This window comes from Variovorax atrisoli, from assembly GCF_014195185.1.
In the GTDB taxonomy this organism is placed as follows: Bacteria; Pseudomonadota; Gammaproteobacteria; order Burkholderiales; family Burkholderiaceae_C; genus Variovorax; species Variovorax atrisoli.
This window is the reverse complement of sequence record NZ_JACIBG010000001.1, coordinates 1,398,121-1,415,494: the sequence shown is the minus strand read 5'-3', so window position 1 is coordinate 1,415,494 and position 17,374 is coordinate 1,398,121. Positions and strand designations below refer to the sequence as shown.

Sequence of the window (17,374 nt, the reverse complement as noted above, 5' to 3'; positions counted from 1 at the left end):
CCGCGTCACAGGGCGTTACGACGAGGCGGGCCGGCCATGACCCGATCTGGTGCACCATAGCCGCTCGCCTTCCTGACACTCCAGCACAAGGAAACCGCCCGTATGTCCGACAGCGACAACCGCGACACCCGCGACGCCCCCGAGTTCAGACCCCGCCGTGAAACGCCCATCGGCACCATCGTCGTGGGCGTGCTCGTGCTGCTCGCAGCCGCGTTCTTCGGCTGGCGCTGGTATCAGCAGCAACAGCAGAAACCCGCCGAGCCCGTGCCGGTGGCCGCCGCGCCCAACGACGCGCCTGCCGCACCCCCGCCTGCCGCAGCGCCAACGGGCCCGCAGAACCCGGTCGATGTGCTGGCGCAGCCTGACCCGGCATTGCCCAAGCTGGCCGATTCCGATGCGCGCGTGACGAAGGCGCTGAGCGAGCTTCTCGGCGCCAAGAGGGTCGCCGAGTTCCTGCGGCCCGACGGCATCGTGCGGCGCTTCGTCGCCACCGTCGACAACCTGCCGCGCGAGCACGCGCCGCCAAGCGTGTGGCCGGTGCAGCCCGCGGGCCAGCGCTTCATCACCGAGGGGCCGCAGGGCGGGGTGCAGACCATCGCCGCCAACAACGCGGCGCGCTACAACGGCATCGTGCTGCTGGCCGAGTCGGTCGATCCGGCGAAGGCCGCCGCCGTGTATGCAAAGCTCTATCCGCTGTTCCAGCAGGCGTACGAAGAACTCGGCTATCCGGGCCGCTACTTCAACGACAGGCTCATCGCCGTCATCGACCACCTGCTGCAGGCGCCGGAGCCCAAGGGCCCGGTGCAGGTGCGGCTTGTGGAGGTGAAGGGCGACGTGCCCTCGCAGCGCCCTTGGGTGCGCTACGAATACGTCGACCAGCAGCTGGAGTCGCTCTCCGCGGGCCAGAAGATCCTGGTGCGCATGGGCCCCGAGAACGAGCGCAAGGCCAAGGCCAGCCTGCGCGGGCTGCGCCAGCAGATCGCCACCGGCGAGATCGCGAAGAAGAAGCAGCCCTGACGGCGGGGCTTGCCGGCGCCGTGGGCCTGCTCCGGCGCGCGATGTAGGCCCGCACCGATTGCACGGCCCCTCGGGGTCGCCGAGCCTTGGCTGGTCCAAAACCAAGCTCGGAGACACCCCCATGAACCTGATGAGCGTTGACCTCTACCAGAGTGCCACCGATTCGGAGAAATTCCTCGCGCTTCCCGCGGGCACCGACCCGGCCGAGCTGATGGGCCCGATGACTTTCGACCAGGACTACGCGCAGGTCAGGCGCTACCGCGAGGCATTCCAGTTCGATCCGTCCGAGCCCTACGCGGGCGTCAACGCCGCGAAGATCGCGGCGGACATCCTGACGGTGAAGTGGGCGACCTACCGCCGCGAGCCTTCGCAGTAGAAGACTTCGCAGGGCCTTTCGCTCAAGCCTCTTCGGCCTGCTCGCTGTACTCGCTCACCGGCACGCAGCTGCAGAACAGGTTGCGGTCGCCGTAGACGTTGTCGACGCGGCCGACAGGCGGCCAATACTTCGCGGTCTTGAGCGAAGCCAGCGGGAAGGCGCCGAGTTCGCGCGAGTAGGTGTGGCTCCACTCGCTGCCCAGCAGGCTGGCGGCCGTGTGCGGCGCGTGCTTGAGCGGGTTGTCTTCCTTCGGCCAGACGCCTTCCTCGATGCGGCGGATCTCGCCGCGGATGGCGATCATCGCGTCGATGAATCGGTCGAGCTCGGCCAGCGGCTCGCTCTCGGTCGGCTCCACCATCAGCGTGCCGGGTACGGGGAAGCTCAGCGTGGGCGCATGGAAGCCGTAGTCGATCAGGCGCTTGGCCACGTCTTCGGCGGTGACGCCGCTGGTGTCCTTCAGCGGGCGCAGGTCGAGGATGCACTCGTGCGCGACGTGTCCGTTGGGGCTCGCGTACAGCGTGGGGTAGTGGTCCTTCAGGCGCGCGCTGATGTAGTTGGCGCTCAGGATGGCCGTCTCGGTCGCGGCCTGCAGGCCCTTGGCGCCCATCATGCGGCAGTACATCCAGCTGATCGGCAGCACCGCCGCGTTGCCCAGCGGCGCGGCCGACACCGCGCCCACGCCGTTGGAAGGCACGCCGGCCGTGGCATGGCCCGGCAGGTAGGGCACGAGGTCTTCGACCACGCAGACGGGGCCGACGCCGGGACCGCCGCCGCCGTGCGGGATGCAGAAGGTCTTGTGCAGGTTCAGGTGGCTCACGTCGCCGCCGAACTCGCCCGGCGCGGCCACGCCGACCAGCGCGTTCATGTTGGCGCCGTCCACGTACACGCGGCCGCCGTGCGCATGCACCAGCTCGCACAGCTCCTTCACGCGGGTCTCGAACACGCCGTGGGTGCTGGGGTAGGTGATCATCACCGCGGCCAGGTTGGCGCTGTGCTTCTCGCAGGCGCGCTTGAGGTCGTCGATGTCGACGTTGCCCTGCGCGTCGCAGGCCGTCACCACCACCTGCAGGCCGACCATCTGTGCGCTGGCCGGGTTGGTGCCGTGCGCGGAAGACGGAATCAGGCAGATGTTGCGGTGGCCCTGGCCCTGGGCCTCATGGAAGGACTTGATGGCCAGCAGGCCCGCGTACTCGCCCTGCGAGCCCGCGTTGGGCTGCAGGCTGATGCCCGCGTAGCCCGTGGCCTCGCACAGCCAGGCGCGCAGCTGGGCGTCGAGCTGGGCATAGCCCTGCAGCTGGTCGGGCGGTGCGAAGGGGTGGATGTTGGCGAACTCGGGCCAGGTGATGGGGATCATCTCGCTGGTCGCGTTGAGCTTCATGGTGCAGCTGCCCAGCGGGATCATGCTGCGGTCGAGCGCGAGGTCCTTGTCCGACAGGCTGCGGATGTAGCGCAGCATCGCCGTCTCGCTCTTGTGGGTGTTGAACACCGGGTGCGTGAGGAATGCGCTGGTGCGGCGCAGGTCTTCGGGGATCAGCGGCGTGGTGTTGCCGGCGAGTTCGTCGAAGCGCGGCGCCTGCGTGCCGGCGGGCGCGAACAGGGCCCACAGCATTTCGACGTCGGCGCGCGTGCTGGTCTCGTCCAGCGAGATGCCCAGGTGCTGCTGCAGGCGTTGGCGCAGGTTGACGCCTGCTGCCTGCGCGCGCTCGATGATCGCCTGCGTGTCTTCGCCGGTGCGGATGGTCAGCGAGTCGAACGCGGTGGCATTCACCGGCTCGCGGCCCATCTGCGCGAGGCCCTTGGCCAGCACGGCGGTGAGCGCAGCCACGCGCTGCGCGATGCGTGTGAGGCCGTCGGGCCCGTGGTACACGGCGTACATGCTGGCCACCACGGCCGGCAGCACCTGCGCGGTACAGATGTTGGAGGTGGCCTTCTCGCGGCGGATGTGCTGCTCGCGCGTCTGCAGCGCGAGGCGGTAGGCCGGCTGGCCGTGCGTGTCGACGCTCACGCCCACCAGGCGGCCCGGCAGCGAGCGCTTGAACTCGTCGCGGCAGGCCAGGTAGGCGGCGTGCGGGCCGCCGTTGCACAGCGGCATGCCGAAGCGTTGCGTGGTGCCGCAGACGATGTCGGCACCCCATTCGCCCGGAGGCGCGAGCAGCGTCAGCGCCAGCAGGTCGGCCGCGACGATGAAGGCCGCGTCGCACTGGTGCGCATGGCCCGCGAGCGGACGCAGGTCGTGCACGTGGCCGGTAGTGGCAGGGTACTGCGCGAGCACGCCGAAGAAGGCACCGCTCACCATCAGGTGCGGCAGCGTTTCCGACACGGTGCTCACCTTGACCTCGATGCCCAGCGGCGCGGCACGGGTCTTGATGACCTCGATGGTCTGCGGATGGCAGTCGCCCGAGACCAGGAACACGTTGCTCTTGCTTTTCACGCTGCGCTTGGCGAGCGTCATGGCCTCGGCGGCGGCGGTGGCCTCGTCGAGCATCGAGGCGTTGGCGATGGCCATGCCCGTGAGGTCGCACACCATCGTCTGGAAGTTGAGCAGGGCTTCCATGCGGCCCTGCGAGATCTCGGCCTGGTAGGGCGTGTAGGCGGTGTACCAGGCGGGGTTCTCGAGGATGTTGCGCAGGATCACGCCCGGCGTGTGGTTGCCGTAGTAGCCCTGGCCGATGAAGTTGCGCAGCACCTTGTTCTTCGACGCCATCGCCTTCAGCTCGGCCAGCGCGTCGGCTTCGGTCACCGGCGCGGGCAGGCGCATCGGCCTGGCACGGCGGATGGCGGCGGGCACAATGCCGTCGATCAGCTCCGCGCGCGTTTCCGACCCGATCGCCGGCAGCATGCGTGCCTCGTCCGCCGCATCGATGCCGATGTGGCGGGCAATGAATTCTTCGGCGTTCTCGAGTTCTTGCAGGGTGGGGAGGGCAGCGGGCTTCGACATGGCAGGGCTGGTGATAAGAGCTTGGGGCGGGGGAGCGGGGTCAGAACGCGGAAGTCGCGAAGGTTTTGCAGAGGTCGCGGAAGGAGAACCAGGAGTTGATTCGGTTTCTTCTGCGACTTCTGCCTGGTTCTTGTATTCCTTCTGCGTCCGGCTGTCCGATTTCTGGGATCAGGACTCGGCAGCGAACTTGTCGTACGAGGCCGCGTCCAGAAGCGCGTCGAGCTGCGAGGGGTCGCTCAGCTTGACCTTGAAGAACCAGCCGGCGGCCAGCGGGTCGCTGTTGGCGAGAGAGGGGTCGGCGCGCAGCGCTTCGTTCACTTCGGTGATCTCGCCCGAGACGGGCATGAACACGTCGGCGGCGGCCTTCACCGATTCGACGACACCGGCGACTTCGCCCTGGGCGAAGGTCTTGCCGATCTCGGGTAGGTCGACGAACACCACGTCGCCCAGCGCGTCCTGCGCATGCACGGTGATGCCGACGGTGGCCGCGTCGCCTTCGGCCGACACCCATTCGTGGTCCTTGGTGTACTTGATGCTCATGGTGGAAAAACTCCTCGTGGAAAAAATGTTTCGGGGTGCAGAGCCTAGCCGTTCAGCCGCGGTAGTAGCGGGTGGGCACGAAGGGCATGGTCGACACTTCCATCGGCACCGGCTTGCCGCGCACGATGGCCTGCACGCGCGTGCCGGGTTCGGCGAACGCGGTGGCCACGTAGCCCATGGCGATGCAGCGGTCGGCCGTGGGGCCGAGCAGGCCGCTGGTGACGAGGCCGATGTCCTGGCCTTCGAAAGACTGCAGCACCGTGCCGTCGCGCACCGGAATGCGCTCCAGCGCCACGAGGCCCACGCGCTTGCGCTTCAGCGTGTCGTGGCCGGTGCGGCCGGCCGCGCCGGCAGTGGCCGTGGCGAGCTGCGCAAGCACCCTGGCCGCGCCCGGAAAACCGCCTTCGCGCGCACCGCCCGCCCGGCGCACCTTCTGCATCGCCCAGTTGAGCGAGGCCTCGACGGGCGTGGTGGTGGTGTCGATGTCGTTGCCGTAGAGGCACAGGCCCGCTTCGAGCCGCAGCGAATTGCGCGCGCCCAGGCCGATGGGCTTGACCTCGGGCTGGGCCAGCAGCAGGCGGGCGAGGCGTTCGGCGTCGGATGCGGCCACCGAGATCTCGAAGCCGTCTTCGCCGGTGTAGCCGCTGCGGGTGACGAAGGCCGCAATGCCGCCGATCTGCACAGCGCCGCCCGTCATGAACACGAAGCGCTCGACGCCGGGCGACAACCGCGCCAGCGTGGCCGCGGCCTGCGGGCCCTGCAGCGCGAGCAGGGCATGGTCGGGCAGGGGGCGCACCTCGCAGCGCGAGCCGATCTTCTGCTGGATGTGGGCGATGTCGGCCACCTTGCAGGCGCCGTTGACGATCACGAAGATCGAGCCGTTGCCCTCGTTGAAGAACATCAGGTCGTCGAGGATGCCGCCCTCGTCGTTCAGCAGCAGGCCGTAGCGCTGCTTGCCGGCGGGCAGGTCGATCGCGTCGACGGGCATCAGGGTCTCGAACGCGGCCGCGGCGTCGGCGCCGACCAGGCGCAGCTGGCCCATGTGTGAGATGTCGAACAGACCGGCCGCGTCGCGCGTGTGCTTGTGCTCGGCCATCAGGCCGGCGGGGTACTGGACCGGCATCGAATAGCCGGCGAAGGGCACCATGCGTGCGCCCAGCTCCAGGTGGAGGTCGTACAGCGGCGTCTTGAGAAGTTCGGTAGCGGATGCGGGGGAAGCGGCCACGGGGCACTCCAAAGGGGCAGTCGAAATCCATGACGCAAGCCATGGGCCACCCCTGCTGTCCGCTTTACCTGAGAGATTCGCCCCACGATCGGGGTTTGCTCCTTCGGTGGGCCGCTGCCTGTGTTTGGCGGCGGCCTCTCTCCAGCAAGGAAACACCGGTTTTCACCGGCGCCTCGTCAGTCCTTTTGCCTGAGCGTTCGGGGGAAACTTCCCCCTGCGCCTTCGGCGGCCCCGGCATGCGGGGCTCTCTCCTGACCCCGGGGAGTGTAGTGGATCGCGCGGCACGGCCGGCGATCCGGGCTTTTTGCGATCAGCGCGCCCACAGGTACCAGGCCCCGGCGGCGACCGCGATCCACACCGCCACGACCAGCGCGGCGCCCCAGCGGCTGGTCGGCCTGGCGCCGGCACGCTGGATCCAGGCATCGGCCTGCAAACGGCATTCGGCGAGGACGGACGCCGGAATCAGCCTGATCGTGAGCCAGATCAGCCCCGGCAGCAGCAGCACGTCGTCGACGTAGCCCAGCACCGGCACGAAGTCGGGGATCAGGTCGATCGGGCTCAGGGCATAGGCCACCACGAACACGCCCAGCGCCTTGGCATACCAGGGCGTGGCGGCGTGCCGGCAGGCGAACCAGAGCGTGACGCCGTCGCGCTTGAGGCGCCTGGCCCAGTTGAGAAGGCGCTCGGACAGCGCGGGTGTGGGACGCGAGGAAAGATTCACCCGGCGATGGTGTCACAGGCCCGGCCGGGGTCTTCAGTGAATCACTTCGGCCGGCGGCAGCAGCCGGTCGATGCGCTCGCGCAGCGATTCGGCGCGCTCCACGCCGGCGGTCTTCTCGATCTCGGTGAGCATCAGCGCGGCTATGGTCAGCATCGCCTCGCGGTCGCGCGCCTCGCGCAGGGCGTCGCGCATCTGCAGTGCGAACTTAGGGTCGCGGCGCACGAACATGCGCTCGCAGATGTCGAACAGGAACATGCGCGTGGTCGCCAGCGAGCGCTTGCCGTCGAAGGTGTCGGCGGCGGTGGCGACCTGGATCGGCTCGACGGCCGGGATGGGCGAGGGCGCGGGCTGTGCGGGAGGCTCGGCCGGTGCGGCTGCAGCCTTGGGGCCCTGCAGGTAGCCCTTGTCGATCAGCGCCTGGATCGTCCGCTCGGCTTCATCGCGATTGGGGAAGAGGGGACTGAAGTCGGTCAGGGAGCGCCGGCCGTCGGCCATCAGCAGCAGGGCGCGTTCGCGCTGGGTGAGCGTGCGCTGTCCGCCCTGGAGTTCGTTGCGCGCCTTGTCGGTCTTGGTGGGAAACATGGCAGCCACAGCCTTGGGGAAACGAAGGCTGCAGCATGGTTGCAAGCGGTGACACCTTCGTGAACCGTTTGGCTTACAGGGCCATTGGTCCGGGCGCCTGCATCATCCGCCCGCGCCCTCCTTGCGGATGAGCCAGCGGCCCCCGACGCGCTGAAGCTCCAGCGTCTTGCGGCTCTTCTCGCGCAGCTTGTCGGCGCTGTAGGTCTGCTGGAAGCTGGCGGTGGCCGCCTGTCCCTTGAGGCTGATGACGAGGCTGTCGATCTCCACGCTGATGGCGGCCTTCTCCTCGATGCGGGCGCGGCGGTCGGCCTCCCATGCCTTGCGGTCCTGGCCGCGCGGCGGGGTGAAGTCGGGCGCGTAGGCGGCAAGGTAGCGAGTCACGTCGCGTGCGGACCATGCCGCGGCCCAGGCGCGCACTGCAGACTCGACTTCACGGATGCCTGCTGCGGGATCGGCCGGCGCGGCGGCGGCTGCCGGCGTCGTCGGCGCTATTGGCGCTACCGGCGCTCCTGGCGCTACCGCCGTCGTCGGCCCGGCGCCGAAGGCAGCCGGAGCCAGCAGCGTGCTCCCCAATACGCAGCTCAGGAATCGATTCATGGCGCAGTGTCCCTCCTCGTCGTTTCGCCGGCCCTTCGGCCCTGCGCCCGATTCTGGCAGCGAACATGCGCCGGGCCGCTTTCAGGCGGCGGCTCCCTCGGCGTCGACAGGCATCGTCTGCATGGTGCGATTGCGCAGCCGCAGCGCGAGCACCGCCGCCACGCACAGCAGGCAGAGCACGGCGGTCAGCGTCACGCCGAGGCCGCGCGCGTCCGACAGCATGCCGAAGAGCGGCGAGACCAGCCCGCCCACCGACAGCGCCAGCCCCAGCGCGATGCCGCTGGCGGTGGCCGGGTTGCGCGGAAGGTAGTCCTGCGCGAGCGTCACCTGCGCCGCGAAGGGCAGGAACATGCACAGGCCGAAGAGCCCGGTGCAGGCCAGCGCCCAGCCGGCGCTCGGTGCGAGCACGATGCCCGCGAGCGAGGGCAGCGCGAAGAGGTAGCCCGCGCGGATCGTGCCCATGCGCCCGATGCGGTCGCCGAGCCACCCACCGAGCAGCGTGCCGACCGCGCCCGCCGCAGTGAACGCGGTGAGCGCCGCCGCGCCCTGGAAGGCCGAGCCGTGCAGGTCGCGCGTGATGCGCAGCGACAGCATCGACATCACCGTGACGTATGGGATCGACCAGCCCACGATGGTCGCCACCAGCAGCCCGAAGGCGCGCCAGTCGTTGTGCGGCCTCATCAGATGGTCGCCGGCCTTGCGCGCCGCGGCGGCGGCGCTGCCCGAGGCCGCTCCGCGCCGCGTGTTCACGACGAACCACACCAGGCCCATCGCCAGCGCGGGCACGCCCAGCAGGTAGCTGCGCGACAGGCTGCCGCCGCCCACGGCCGTGGCCGCCAGCACCGGCGCGAACGAGGCGCCGATGGTGCCGCCCACGGAGAACACGCTCATCGCCTTCTGCGAGCCGCCGCCGGCCGCGCGTGCAGCCACCGTGGCCGGCGGGTGGTAGGCCGCGATGCCCAGGCCGCACAGCGCCATCGCGATCCAGGTCAGCAGGTAGCTCTGGCTCAGCCCAGCCAGCACCACGCCCAGCGCGGCCACCAGGAAGCCCGTGGGCACCAGCCAGCTGCGCGGGTGGCGGTCGGCGTACAGGCCGAACAGCGGCTGCACCACGCTCGACAGGCCCGTGGCCGCCAGCATCAGCCCGCTGACCGCGGTGTAGCTGTAGCCGCGCTCCAGCACCATGAACGGCAGCAGGGCGGGCACGAGGCCCTGGTAGAGGTCGTTGACGGCATGGGTGCCGGTGAGCAGCCCGAGTCGGCGCTTGTTCATGACGGATGCTTCTTTCGTTTGCGGTAGGAGTGAAAAAAGCATCGTAGGAAGCCGTGAGAAGATATTCCTGCTACGAATTGGCAAGCATCGTCGAGAAATGGACAAAGCGATCGACCTCCGCCCCGAGCAAGGCGAATCCACCCCGCGCGCGGTCGCGGTGCTGGCGACCGACCCTGCCGGCGACGCCTTCATTCCGCCGCACACGCACCGGCGCGGCCAGCTCATCCACGCGATCTCGGGCGTGATGCTGGTGAGCGCCGCCGCCGGCAGCTGGGTGGTGCCGACCGGCCGCGGAGTGTGGGTGCCCGGCGGCATGGAGCACCGCATCCGCATGGCCGGCGAGGTTCGCATGCGCACGGTGTTCGTCGAGCCGGGCACGCGCGCCGACCTGGGCAGCGAGTGCCGCGTGATCCACGTCGGCGCGCTGCTGCGGGAGCTGATCGTCACGGCCGTGTCGCTGCCGCTGGACTACGCGCCGGGCAGCCGCGACGAGCGCGTGATGGAGCTGATCCTCGACGAGATCGAGGCCGCGCCGGCGCTCTCGCTGCACGTGCCGATGCCGCGCCATGCCCGGCTGGCCGCGTTGTGCGAGGAACTGGTGCGCGATCCTTCGCTGCCCGCGACGCTGGACGAGTGGGCCTCGCGCCTGCACATGAACACCCGCACGCTCGCGCGCCTGTTCCAGCGCGAGACGGGAATGAACTTCGGTGCGTGGTGCCGGCAGGCGAGGCTGCTGCTGAGCCTGCCCCGGCTGGCAGCGGGCGCGTCGATCCTGGAGGTGGCGCTGGCCCACGGCTACGAGAGCCCGAGCGCCTTCACCGCCATGTTCCGGCGCACGCTGGGCGTGCCGCCGAGCGTGTACCTGCGCCGCGACTGACTATCTCGCGTAGACCAGATCCCGCAGCGCCAGCGAGATCCACGGCACGTAGGTGATCACCATCAGGCAAGCGAGGATCACCAGCACGAACGGCACGAGATGCCTCACGATGCGGTCGAGCGAGATGCGCGCCACCGTGCAGGCCGCGAACAGGTTCACGCCGAAGGGCGGGGTGATCATGCCGAGCGCGAGGTTCACCACCATGATCAGGCCGAAGTGCACCGGGTCGATGCCGAAGTGCACCGCCACCGGCGCCAGGATCGGCGCGAGCACGATGATCGCCGCGCTGGTCTCGATGAACATGCCGATCACGAAGAGCGCCGCGTTCACGCCCAGCAGGAACATCGCCGGCGACTTCAGCACCTCCTGCAGCCAGTGGCCGATCGCATCGGGCACGCCGGCACGGGTGATCAGGAACGCGAACAGGCCCGCGTTGGCGATGATGAACATGATCACCGCCGACGACACCACCGACTTGCGCAGGATCGCGTAGAGGTCGCCCAGCCTGATCTCGCGGTAGATCAGCATGCCCACCACCAGTGCGTAGAACACCGCCACCGCAGAGGCTTCGGTCGGCGTGAAGATACCGCCGTAGATGCCGCCGAGGATGATCACCGGCATCAGCAGCGCCCAGCCGGCCTGCCACAGCGCGCGCCCGAAAGGCATGCGGCCTTCGCCGTCGTTCTTGCCCCAGCCCTTCCACTTGCAGTAGACCCATACGAACAGCATCAGCGCGAGGCTGATCAGGATGCCGGGTCCGAAGCCCGCGATGAACAGCTCGCCGATGGACACCTCGGCGCTCACGCCGTACAGGATCATCGGGATCGACGGCGGGATGATCACGCCCAGCTCCGCGCTGGTGGCCTGGAGCGCCGCAGCGTACGAGGTCGGATAGCCGTGCTTGATGAGCGCAGGGATCAGGATGGCGCCGATCGCGAAGGTGGTTGCCACCGACGACCCCGACACCGCGGCGAAGATCATGCAGGTGAGCACGCAGGTCATCGGCAGGCCGCCCTGCACGCCGCCCACGATGCTCTTGGCGAACTCCACTAGGCGCCGCGAGATGCCGCCGGTCTCCATCAGGTTGCCGGCCAGGATGAAGAACGGAATGGCCGCCAGCGGAAACTTGTTGATCGAGTTGAACATCTCCTTCACGGAGATCAGCATGTTGGCGTTGCTCACCTGGATGCCCAGGATCGACGCCAGCCCGATGGACACCGCCACCGAGATCGACAGTGCGAAGCACAGCACCATCGTCGCAACCATCACGGTGCTCATGATCCAGCCCCCACTGTCGGCATTTCGTGTCCTTGCGGCTCCTCAGGGGAGCCGTTCGCCCGCATGGGGCGGCCCGGCGCGGCGCTCATTGCGCGGTCTCCAGCTCGAGCCGCTTCGGGTCGAGGAAATTGCCGACGATGCCGAACAGGCAGAAGAGCGAGCCCACCGGCAGCGCGAGGTACGACCACAGCATCGAGACGCTCTCGAGCCCTGCCATCGACTGCACGCGACCGCGGATGGCGTAGTCCCAGCCCCACCACAGCACCACCAGCATCAGGACCAGCGCGGCGACGCTCACCACCGCATCGAGCATCCGGCGCACGCGCGGCGGACTCCAGCGGTAGAGAACGTCCACGCTCACCATCGCGCCCTGGCGAAACGCGGTCGGGATGCCGAGAAACACCATCCAGATCAGGCTCACGCGGATCAGGATCTCGCTCCACTCGGCCGGCTGCTCCAGCACGAAGCGGGTGATGATCTGGAACAGGCCCAGGCTCGACGCGACGACCAGCATCAGGCAGGCCATCAGCATCGAGGCGCCGGTGGTCCAGCGCTCGATGCTCAGGAACTTGTCTTTCACTTGTAGTCGCGGATCTTGTCGAGGTTGGCCTTGCCGAATTCCTTCTCGAACTGGGCATTGACCGGCGCGAGCGCGGCGACGAACCTGGCCTTGTCGACGTTGTCGATCACGGTCATGCCCTTGGCGCGCAGGTCGGCCACGCCCTTGGCATCGTCCTCGTCCACGCGCGCGCGGTTGGCCTTGGTGCCTTCCTTGGCTGCGTCGAGGAAAGCCTGCTTGTCGGCAGCGCTGAGCTTGTCGAAGCTCGCCTTGTTCATCAGGAAGATGCAGGGCGAGTAGACATGGCCCGTGAGCGACAGGTGCTTCTGTACCTGGTCGAACTTGGCCGAGATGATGACCGGCAGCGGGTTCTCCTGGCCGTCGACCGTACCTTGCTGCAGCGCGGTGAAAACCTCGGGGAACGCCATGGGCGTGGTGATGATGCCGAAGCCCTTGTAGGCGGCGATGTGCACCGGGTTTTCCATCGTGCGCATCTTCAGGCCCTTGAGGTCCTCGGGGCCCTTCACGTCGCGCTTGCTGTTGGTCATGTGGCGGAAGCCGTTCTCGGCCCAGGCCAGTGCCTTGAAGCCCTTGGCGTCGAACTTCGTCAACAGGTCCTGACCGATCGGACCGTCGAGCACCGCGCGCGCATGGGCCTTGTCGCGGAACAGGAAGGGCACGTCGAGGATCTTGGTCTCGGGCACGAAGTTCGGCACCGGGCCGGTCGAGGAGAAGGCGAGTTCCTGCGTGCCCAGTTGCACCGCCTCGATCGACTCGCGCTCGCCGCCGAGCGAGCCGTTGTAGAAGGTCTGGATCTTGTAGCGGCCGCCGGTGCGCTTCTCCACTTCCTTGGCGAAGGTGTCGATCGCAACGCCCTGGTGGGAGTTCTGCGCGGTCGAGATGCTGATCTTCATGGTCGTCTGCGCGAAGGCGACCGAGCTCAGGGCGAGCGAAAGGCAAGCGGCAGCGATGGGGCCGAATTTCATGGTGTCTCCGGGGATTGGGGTCAGGAGCGCGTCAGGCGCGCTTGATCCGACTATGCCGTAACCGGAAGCTTCACCGCGTCGGGATTTTCACGGACGTATTCGCGAATGACGGCATCGAAGTTCTCGTCGGCCGTCAGCCCGAGCGCGTTGGCGCGCGCCGTCTCGAAGTGCCCCGGCCAGGTCTTCACGATGCGCATGATCGTCGGGTCGGGCGTGCGGTCGAGCAGGGCGGTGGCGGCCTTGCCGGCCACGCGCTCCAGCGCCGCAGCCATCTCGCCCACCGTGGTCGGCAGCGAGGGCAGGTTCAGCGCGGTGCGCGGGCCCCATTGCGCGTCGCTCGCCTCGGCGGCGCGGATGATGCCCTCGATGGTGCGCGAGGGCGAAGCGATGGCTACGGGCGTCTCGTCGGGCACCGGGCAGGCTGCGCGCAGGCCAGCCAGCGGCTCGCGGATCATTCCGCTGAAGAAGCCCGAGGCCGCGCCATTAGGCTTGCCCGGACGCACGCTCACAGTCATGAGCCGCACGCTGCGCCCGCGCACGAAGCCCTTGCGCGTGAAGTCGGCCACCAGCTGCTCGCCGATGAATTTCTGGATGCCGTAGCTCGTCTGCGGCGTGGGCAGCGTGTGGTCCTCGATCACCTTGGGCAGGGGCTGCTCGGGCGAGTCGCCGAACACCGCGAGCGAGCTGGAGAAAACCAGCACCGGCTTCGTGCCGAGCGCGCGCACCCGTTCGAGCAACGCATGCGTGGCGGCGAAGTTGCTGCGCATGCCGAGGTCGAAGTCGGCCTCGCATTCGCCGCTCACTGCGGCCGCCAGGTGGAAGATGGCGTCGGCCTCGCGCCAGGGCGTGGCGTCGGCCTGTGCCGAGAGCTGGTCGTTCAGGTCGCCGGTGATGGCCCTGATGCGCGCATCGGCCGCAAGGTCGGCCGGCGGGGCCGCGCGGTCGACCAGCGTGATGCGCTCGATGGGGCTGGCGGGCGCGCCGGCCAGCGAAAGGCTGCCTTGCCTGAGCAGCGTGCGTGCGAGGCGCGCGCCCACAAAGCCTGCGCCGCCGGTGATGATGATCTGCATGGGTCTTGTCTCCTGTGAGCGCCGAGGATAAGCGTGCGGTGCATTTCCCGTCCGATCGCGGGCGGCGGCGAGGGCGACAGGCCTGTGGCATGCTCGATCGCAGGCTGCGCCTCGGAGCCCATCGCGAAACCCGGCGCGCATGAGCGCCTTTCATCGACAGGAGACATTGCATGCTCACGGTCATTGTCTTGTGGCTACTCGCCGTGGCATGGCTCGTGGCAAACGGCCTGTTCGCCGAGAAGCCTTCGCCGCAATACCGGCGAAGACGGACGCTGGTGGCGTGGATGTTCCTTGGCGGTTGCGCGGGAGCGCTTGCCGGGCTGGCCGGACCGGCCTTCTCGCTGCCGGGCTCCATCTTCGGTGCCATGGCCGCCGGGCTGGCGGCGCGCAGCCTGGTTCCGGTGTGAAGTCCGGACTCCTGAGCAGAAACAACGACGACATGACGATGCAGTTCCCACCCGATTTCCTCGAAACGCTGCGGCAGCCGGTGCTCGGCGAAGCCGACCTCGACACCCAGTCCTCGTTCTTCTCGCGCGAGGAGGTCAGGGATTTCTACCTCTCGGTGATGAAGAGCCCGGAGAAGAACGAGGTGCTGCAACTGGCTGTCGACCAGCTGCCCCTCCTGCATCCCCACCGTGCCGCGCTGCTCGCCCTGTTATGCGGTGCGCTGGTGGAGGACGGGGCCGATCCGCACCTGCTCTTCGGTGCGGCGCTCGAACTCATGTCCGACCTGCTCGCCTCGCTCGAGCCCTTCTGCGCGACGCAGCCGCTCGAAGGCGACGATGACGCGGACCCCGACGATCTCGCCGAATGGCAGGCCGCCAATGCCGCCCTCGGCGCGCTGTCGGCGCAGGAGCGTTTCGAGGTCGAGGCGCGGCAGGCCGCGGCCGGGCTGCTGGTGCTTCCGCTGATGGCCATGCTCATGCGCGACGTGCGCAACCACCGCGCCCTGCTGGCCGACGGCGAACTGGTGGCGCGCATCGATGCGATGGCCGTCAACGATTCGCTGCCGATCGACGGCCTGCACTTCCTGCAGGGTGCCGCCGAGCTGACCTACGAGGACGAACTGGTCGTGGTGCTACCGGCCTCCGGCACCGGCATGCTGGTGAAGGCCCATGCCATCAACAACAACTTCCACGCGTTCTCGCTGCTGCAGAAGCTGATGCGCAAGCACGCCAAGGCGCTGGGCATCCAGCCGCCCCAGGCGCCCGCGGGCGAGGCGGGTGCAAACGCAAACCGTGACAGCGACTCGGCCGAGTACCTGTGGCTGCAGGCCCACGCCTTCAGCAACGGCGAACTTGTCGATCCGATGGCGTGGTCATGGGGCGAGGGTTCGCTGCGTGAGAACGTACGCAGGCAGGGACGGCTGGTGCTCGTCGCACTGGACACGCAGAACAAGCCCAGCCGCAGCTGGAACGGGTTCGACCGCGTGCTCCATTCGGAGCAGAAGTCGCGTGTGTCGCTGGTGCGCCTGCTCACGCCCGAGGAGGTCGCCGGATACCTTGCCTGAGGCGGCGGGCCTTCCGGCCATGCCAAGGAAAAGGCCCTCCGAAGAGGGCCTTGAGCAGAAGGAAGCGAAAAGAAGCGGAGGAAGAGAAGAGGGCCGAGGGCCTTACATCCCCACGTAGTTCGGCCCACCGCCCCCTTCGGGCGTGACCCACACGATGTTCTGCGTCGGGTCCTTGATGTCGCAGGTCTTGCAGTGCACGCAGTTCTGCGCGTTGATCTGCAGGCGCTGCTTGCCGTCCTCGGTGCCGACGAACTCGTAGACGCCGGCGGGGCAGTAGCGGCTCTCGGGGCCTGCGAACTTGGCGAGGTTGACGTTCACCGGCACCGTCGGGTCCTTGAGCGTCAGGTGGGCCGGCTGCTGCTCTTCATGGTTGGTGTTGCTGATGAACACGCTGGAGAGGCGGTCGAAGGTGAGCTTGCCGTCGGGCTTGGGGTAGACGATGGGCTTGCACTCGGACGCCGGCTTCAGGTACAGGTGGTCGGGCTTGTCGCGGCGCAGGGTCCATGGGATGTGGCCCTTGAGCAGCCATTGCTCCACGCCGTTCATGATGGTCGCGATGCCCAGGCCCTTCTTGAACCAGGCCTTGAAGTTGCGGGCCTTGTTCAGCTCGGTGTGGAGCCAGCTCTTCTCGAATGCGGCCGGGTAGGCCGTGAGTTCGTCGTGCTGGCGGCCGGCCATGACCGCGTCGAAGGCGGCCTCGGCGCACAGCATGCCGGTCTTGATGGCGGCATGGCTGCCCTTGATGCGGCTCACATTGAGGTAGCCGGCCTCGCAGCCGACCAGCGCGCCGCCCCGGAACACCGTCTTGGGCAGCGACATCAGGCCGCCGGCCGTGATGGCGCGCGCGCCGTAGCCGATGCGCTTGGCAGGCTTGATGCCCTTGGACTCGTCGCCCTCCAGGTACCAGCGGATGTTGGGGTGCAGCTTCCAGCGCTGCATTTCCTCGAAGGGGCTCAGGTAGGGGTTGCTGTAGTCCAGGCCCGTGATGAAGCCCATGGTGACCTTGTTGTCCTCCATGTGATAGAGGAAGGCGCCGCCGTAGGTGTCGCTCTTCATCGGCCAGCCGGCGGTGTGCAGTACGAAGCCGGGCTGGTGGCGCTTGGGGTCGATCTCCCAGACTTCCTTCACGCCGATGCCGTAGGTCTGCGGGTCCTTGCCGGCGTCGAGCTTGTACTTCGCGATGAGCTGGCGGCCCAGGTGGCCGCGCGCGCCTTCGGCGAACACGGTGTACTTGCCCAGCAGCTCCATGCCGAGCTGGAAGTTCTCGGTGGGCTCGCCGTCCTTGCCGACGCCCATGTTGCCGGTGGCCACGCCGCGCACCGAGCCGTCGTCGTTGTAGAGCACCTCGGCAGCGGGGAAGCCCGGGAAGATCTCCACGCCCAGGTTCTCGGCCTGCTGCGCGAGCCACTTGGTGAAGGCGCCCAGGCTGATGATGTAGTTGCCGTGGTTCTGGAAGCATTCCGGCAGCAGGAAGCCGGGCGTGCGCAGGCCCGACTTCTCGCCCAGGAACACCATCGCGTCGTCGGTGACCGGCTGGTTCAGCGGTGCGCCGAGTTCCTTCCAGTCGGGCAGCAGTTCGTTGAGTGCGCGCGGGTCCATGATGGCGCCCGAGAGGATGTGCGCGCCGGGCTCCGAGCCCTTCTCGAGCACCACGACCGAAATCTCCTTTTCCTGCTGCGCGGCCAGCTGCTTGAGCCGGATCGCGGTCGACAGGCCGGCGGGGCCGCCTCCGACCACGACCACGTCGTATTCCATGGCTTCGCGAGGGCCGAACTGGGCGAGGATTTCGTCGTGCGTCATGTGGGTTGGATCGATAATGATTTTTC

General features: G+C 68.3%; 17 protein-coding genes and 2 riboswitches. Of the genes, 5 read left to right on the top strand and 12 right to left on the bottom strand.

Annotation, left to right across the window (positions count from 1 at the left end; genetic code table 11):
- Positions 1 to 102: 102 nt before the first annotated feature.
- Positions 103 to 1,017 (top strand): DUF3014 domain-containing protein, encoded by a 915-nt coding sequence (locus FHY06_RS06710; RefSeq protein ID WP_184604002.1) that lies wholly within the window; start codon positions 103 to 105, stop codon positions 1,015 to 1,017.
- Positions 1,018 to 1,138: 121 nt separating this feature from the next.
- On the top strand, positions 1,139 to 1,393 hold the full coding sequence (locus tag FHY06_RS06705; protein ID WP_132798399.1) for a hypothetical protein: 255 nt from the start codon (positions 1,139 to 1,141) through the stop codon (positions 1,391 to 1,393).
- Between the two features lie 22 nt (positions 1,394 to 1,415).
- On the opposite strand, the gene gcvP is transcribed toward FHY06_RS06705, so the two are convergent.
- From gcvP to FHY06_RS06670, 7 genes are all read right to left on the bottom strand, one after another.
- Positions 1,416 to 4,331, bottom strand: coding sequence for an aminomethyl-transferring glycine dehydrogenase (gene gcvP, locus FHY06_RS06700; RefSeq protein ID WP_184604000.1), 2,916 nt, complete (start codon positions 4,329 to 4,331; stop codon positions 1,416 to 1,418).
- Between the two features lie 168 nt (positions 4,332 to 4,499).
- Positions 4,500 to 4,871 carry a glycine cleavage system protein GcvH gene (gene gcvH, locus FHY06_RS06695; protein WP_019651961.1) on the bottom strand — a complete coding sequence of 124 codons (372 nt, stop codon included), beginning with the start codon at positions 4,869 to 4,871 and terminating at the stop codon, positions 4,500 to 4,502.
- A gap of 52 nt (positions 4,872 to 4,923) precedes the next feature.
- Positions 4,924 to 6,096 carry a glycine cleavage system aminomethyltransferase GcvT gene (gene gcvT / locus FHY06_RS06690; protein WP_184603998.1) on the bottom strand — a complete coding sequence of 391 codons (1,173 nt, stop codon included), beginning with the start codon at positions 6,094 to 6,096 and terminating at the stop codon, positions 4,924 to 4,926.
- Positions 6,097 to 6,141: 45 nt separating this feature from the next.
- Positions 6,142 to 6,251, bottom strand: a riboswitch (glycine riboswitch).
- Between the two features lie 20 nt (positions 6,252 to 6,271).
- A riboswitch (glycine riboswitch) is annotated at positions 6,272 to 6,352 on the bottom strand.
- Between the two features lie 54 nt (positions 6,353 to 6,406).
- On the bottom strand, positions 6,407 to 6,817 hold the full coding sequence (locus FHY06_RS06685; protein WP_184603996.1) for a YkvA family protein: 411 nt from the start codon (positions 6,815 to 6,817) through the stop codon (positions 6,407 to 6,409).
- 33 nt (positions 6,818 to 6,850) lie between these two features.
- The gene (locus tag FHY06_RS06680; protein ID WP_019651964.1) at positions 6,851 to 7,399 is read right to left on the bottom strand and encodes a hypothetical protein; all 549 of its coding nucleotides are present in this window, start codon (positions 7,397 to 7,399) and stop codon (positions 6,851 to 6,853) included.
- Between the two features lie 102 nt (positions 7,400 to 7,501).
- Positions 7,502 to 7,996 (bottom strand): L,D-transpeptidase Cds6 family protein, encoded by a 495-nt coding sequence (locus FHY06_RS06675; protein WP_080647784.1) that lies wholly within the window; start codon positions 7,994 to 7,996, stop codon positions 7,502 to 7,504.
- 81 nt (positions 7,997 to 8,077) lie between these two features.
- Positions 8,078 to 9,268 (bottom strand): MFS transporter, encoded by a 1,191-nt coding sequence (locus tag FHY06_RS06670; protein ID WP_184603994.1) that lies wholly within the window; start codon positions 9,266 to 9,268, stop codon positions 8,078 to 8,080.
- Between the two features lie 97 nt (positions 9,269 to 9,365).
- Between FHY06_RS06670 and FHY06_RS06665 the strand changes: the two genes are divergently transcribed.
- Positions 9,366 to 10,145 (top strand): AraC family transcriptional regulator, encoded by a 780-nt coding sequence (locus FHY06_RS06665; RefSeq protein ID WP_019651967.1) that lies wholly within the window; start codon positions 9,366 to 9,368, stop codon positions 10,143 to 10,145.
- Here the strand turns inward: FHY06_RS06665 and FHY06_RS06660 are convergent, their stop codons facing one another.
- From FHY06_RS06660 to denD, 4 genes are all read right to left on the bottom strand, one after another.
- Positions 10,146 to 11,423: a TRAP transporter large permease gene (locus FHY06_RS06660; protein ID WP_019651968.1), complete on the bottom strand. Its 1,278-nt coding sequence runs from the start codon at positions 11,421 to 11,423 to the stop codon at positions 10,146 to 10,148.
- 85 nt (positions 11,424 to 11,508) lie between these two features.
- Complete coding sequence (locus FHY06_RS06655; RefSeq protein WP_019651969.1) at positions 11,509 to 12,003, bottom strand: TRAP transporter small permease; 495 nt, start codon at positions 12,001 to 12,003, stop codon at positions 11,509 to 11,511.
- A complete protein-coding gene (locus FHY06_RS06650) occupies positions 12,000 to 12,968 on the bottom strand; it encodes a TRAP transporter substrate-binding protein (RefSeq protein ID WP_019651970.1) in 969 nt (322 codons plus the stop codon). The genes FHY06_RS06655 and FHY06_RS06650 overlap by 4 nt, the downstream gene beginning before the upstream one ends.
- 50 nt (positions 12,969 to 13,018) lie before the next feature.
- Positions 13,019 to 14,038: a D-erythronate dehydrogenase gene (denD, locus tag FHY06_RS06645; protein WP_184603992.1), complete on the bottom strand. Its 1,020-nt coding sequence runs from the start codon at positions 14,036 to 14,038 to the stop codon at positions 13,019 to 13,021.
- A 170-nt stretch (positions 14,039 to 14,208) separates the two neighbouring features.
- Between denD and FHY06_RS06640 the strand changes: the two genes are divergently transcribed.
- Positions 14,209 to 14,445 carry a hypothetical protein gene (locus FHY06_RS06640; protein WP_184603990.1) on the top strand — a complete coding sequence of 79 codons (237 nt, stop codon included), beginning with the start codon at positions 14,209 to 14,211 and terminating at the stop codon, positions 14,443 to 14,445.
- Positions 14,446 to 14,477: 32 nt separating this feature from the next.
- A complete protein-coding gene (locus FHY06_RS06635) occupies positions 14,478 to 15,548 on the top strand; it encodes a hypothetical protein (protein ID WP_184603988.1) in 1,071 nt (356 codons plus the stop codon).
- Positions 15,549 to 15,650: 102 nt separating this feature from the next.
- On the opposite strand, the gene FHY06_RS06630 is transcribed toward FHY06_RS06635, so the two are convergent.
- Positions 15,651 to 17,348: an electron transfer flavoprotein-ubiquinone oxidoreductase gene (locus tag FHY06_RS06630; RefSeq protein ID WP_184603986.1), complete on the bottom strand. Its 1,698-nt coding sequence runs from the start codon at positions 17,346 to 17,348 to the stop codon at positions 15,651 to 15,653.
- Between the last annotated feature and the right edge of the window lie 26 nt (positions 17,349 to 17,374).

Bases quoted from the DNA above. Each gene is read 5' to 3' on its own strand.
- FHY06_RS06680 (WP_019651964.1), bottom strand. From the start codon at position 7,399: ATGTTTCCCACCAAGACCGACAAGGCGCGCAACGAACTCCAGGGCGGA.
- gcvP (WP_184604000.1), bottom strand. From the start codon at position 4,331: ATGTCGAAGCCCGCTGCCCTCCCCACCCTGCAAGAACTCGAGAACGCC.
- FHY06_RS06710 (WP_184604002.1), top strand. From the start codon at position 103: ATGTCCGACAGCGACAACCGCGACACCCGCGACGCCCCCGAGTTCAGA.
- gcvH (WP_019651961.1), bottom strand. From the start codon at position 4,871: ATGAGCATCAAGTACACCAAGGACCACGAATGGGTGTCGGCCGAAGGC.
- denD (WP_184603992.1), bottom strand. From the start codon at position 14,038: ATGCAGATCATCATCACCGGCGGCGCAGGCTTTGTGGGCGCGCGCCTC.
- FHY06_RS06630 (WP_184603986.1), bottom strand. From the start codon at position 17,348: ATGACGCACGACGAAATCCTCGCCCAGTTCGGCCCTCGCGAAGCCATG.
- FHY06_RS06670 (WP_184603994.1), bottom strand. From the start codon at position 9,268: ATGAACAAGCGCCGACTCGGGCTGCTCACCGGCACCCATGCCGTCAAC.
- FHY06_RS06640 (WP_184603990.1), top strand. From the start codon at position 14,209: ATGCTCACGGTCATTGTCTTGTGGCTACTCGCCGTGGCATGGCTCGTG.
- FHY06_RS06660 (WP_019651968.1), bottom strand. From the start codon at position 11,423: ATGAGCACCGTGATGGTTGCGACGATGGTGCTGTGCTTCGCACTGTCG.
- FHY06_RS06675 (WP_080647784.1), bottom strand. From the start codon at position 7,996: ATGAATCGATTCCTGAGCTGCGTATTGGGGAGCACGCTGCTGGCTCCG.
- FHY06_RS06635 (WP_184603988.1), top strand. From the start codon at position 14,478: ATGACGATGCAGTTCCCACCCGATTTCCTCGAAACGCTGCGGCAGCCG.
- FHY06_RS06650 (WP_019651970.1), bottom strand. From the start codon at position 12,968: ATGAAATTCGGCCCCATCGCTGCCGCTTGCCTTTCGCTCGCCCTGAGC.
- FHY06_RS06665 (WP_019651967.1), top strand. From the start codon at position 9,366: ATGGACAAAGCGATCGACCTCCGCCCCGAGCAAGGCGAATCCACCCCG.
- FHY06_RS06705 (WP_132798399.1), top strand. From the start codon at position 1,139: ATGAACCTGATGAGCGTTGACCTCTACCAGAGTGCCACCGATTCGGAG.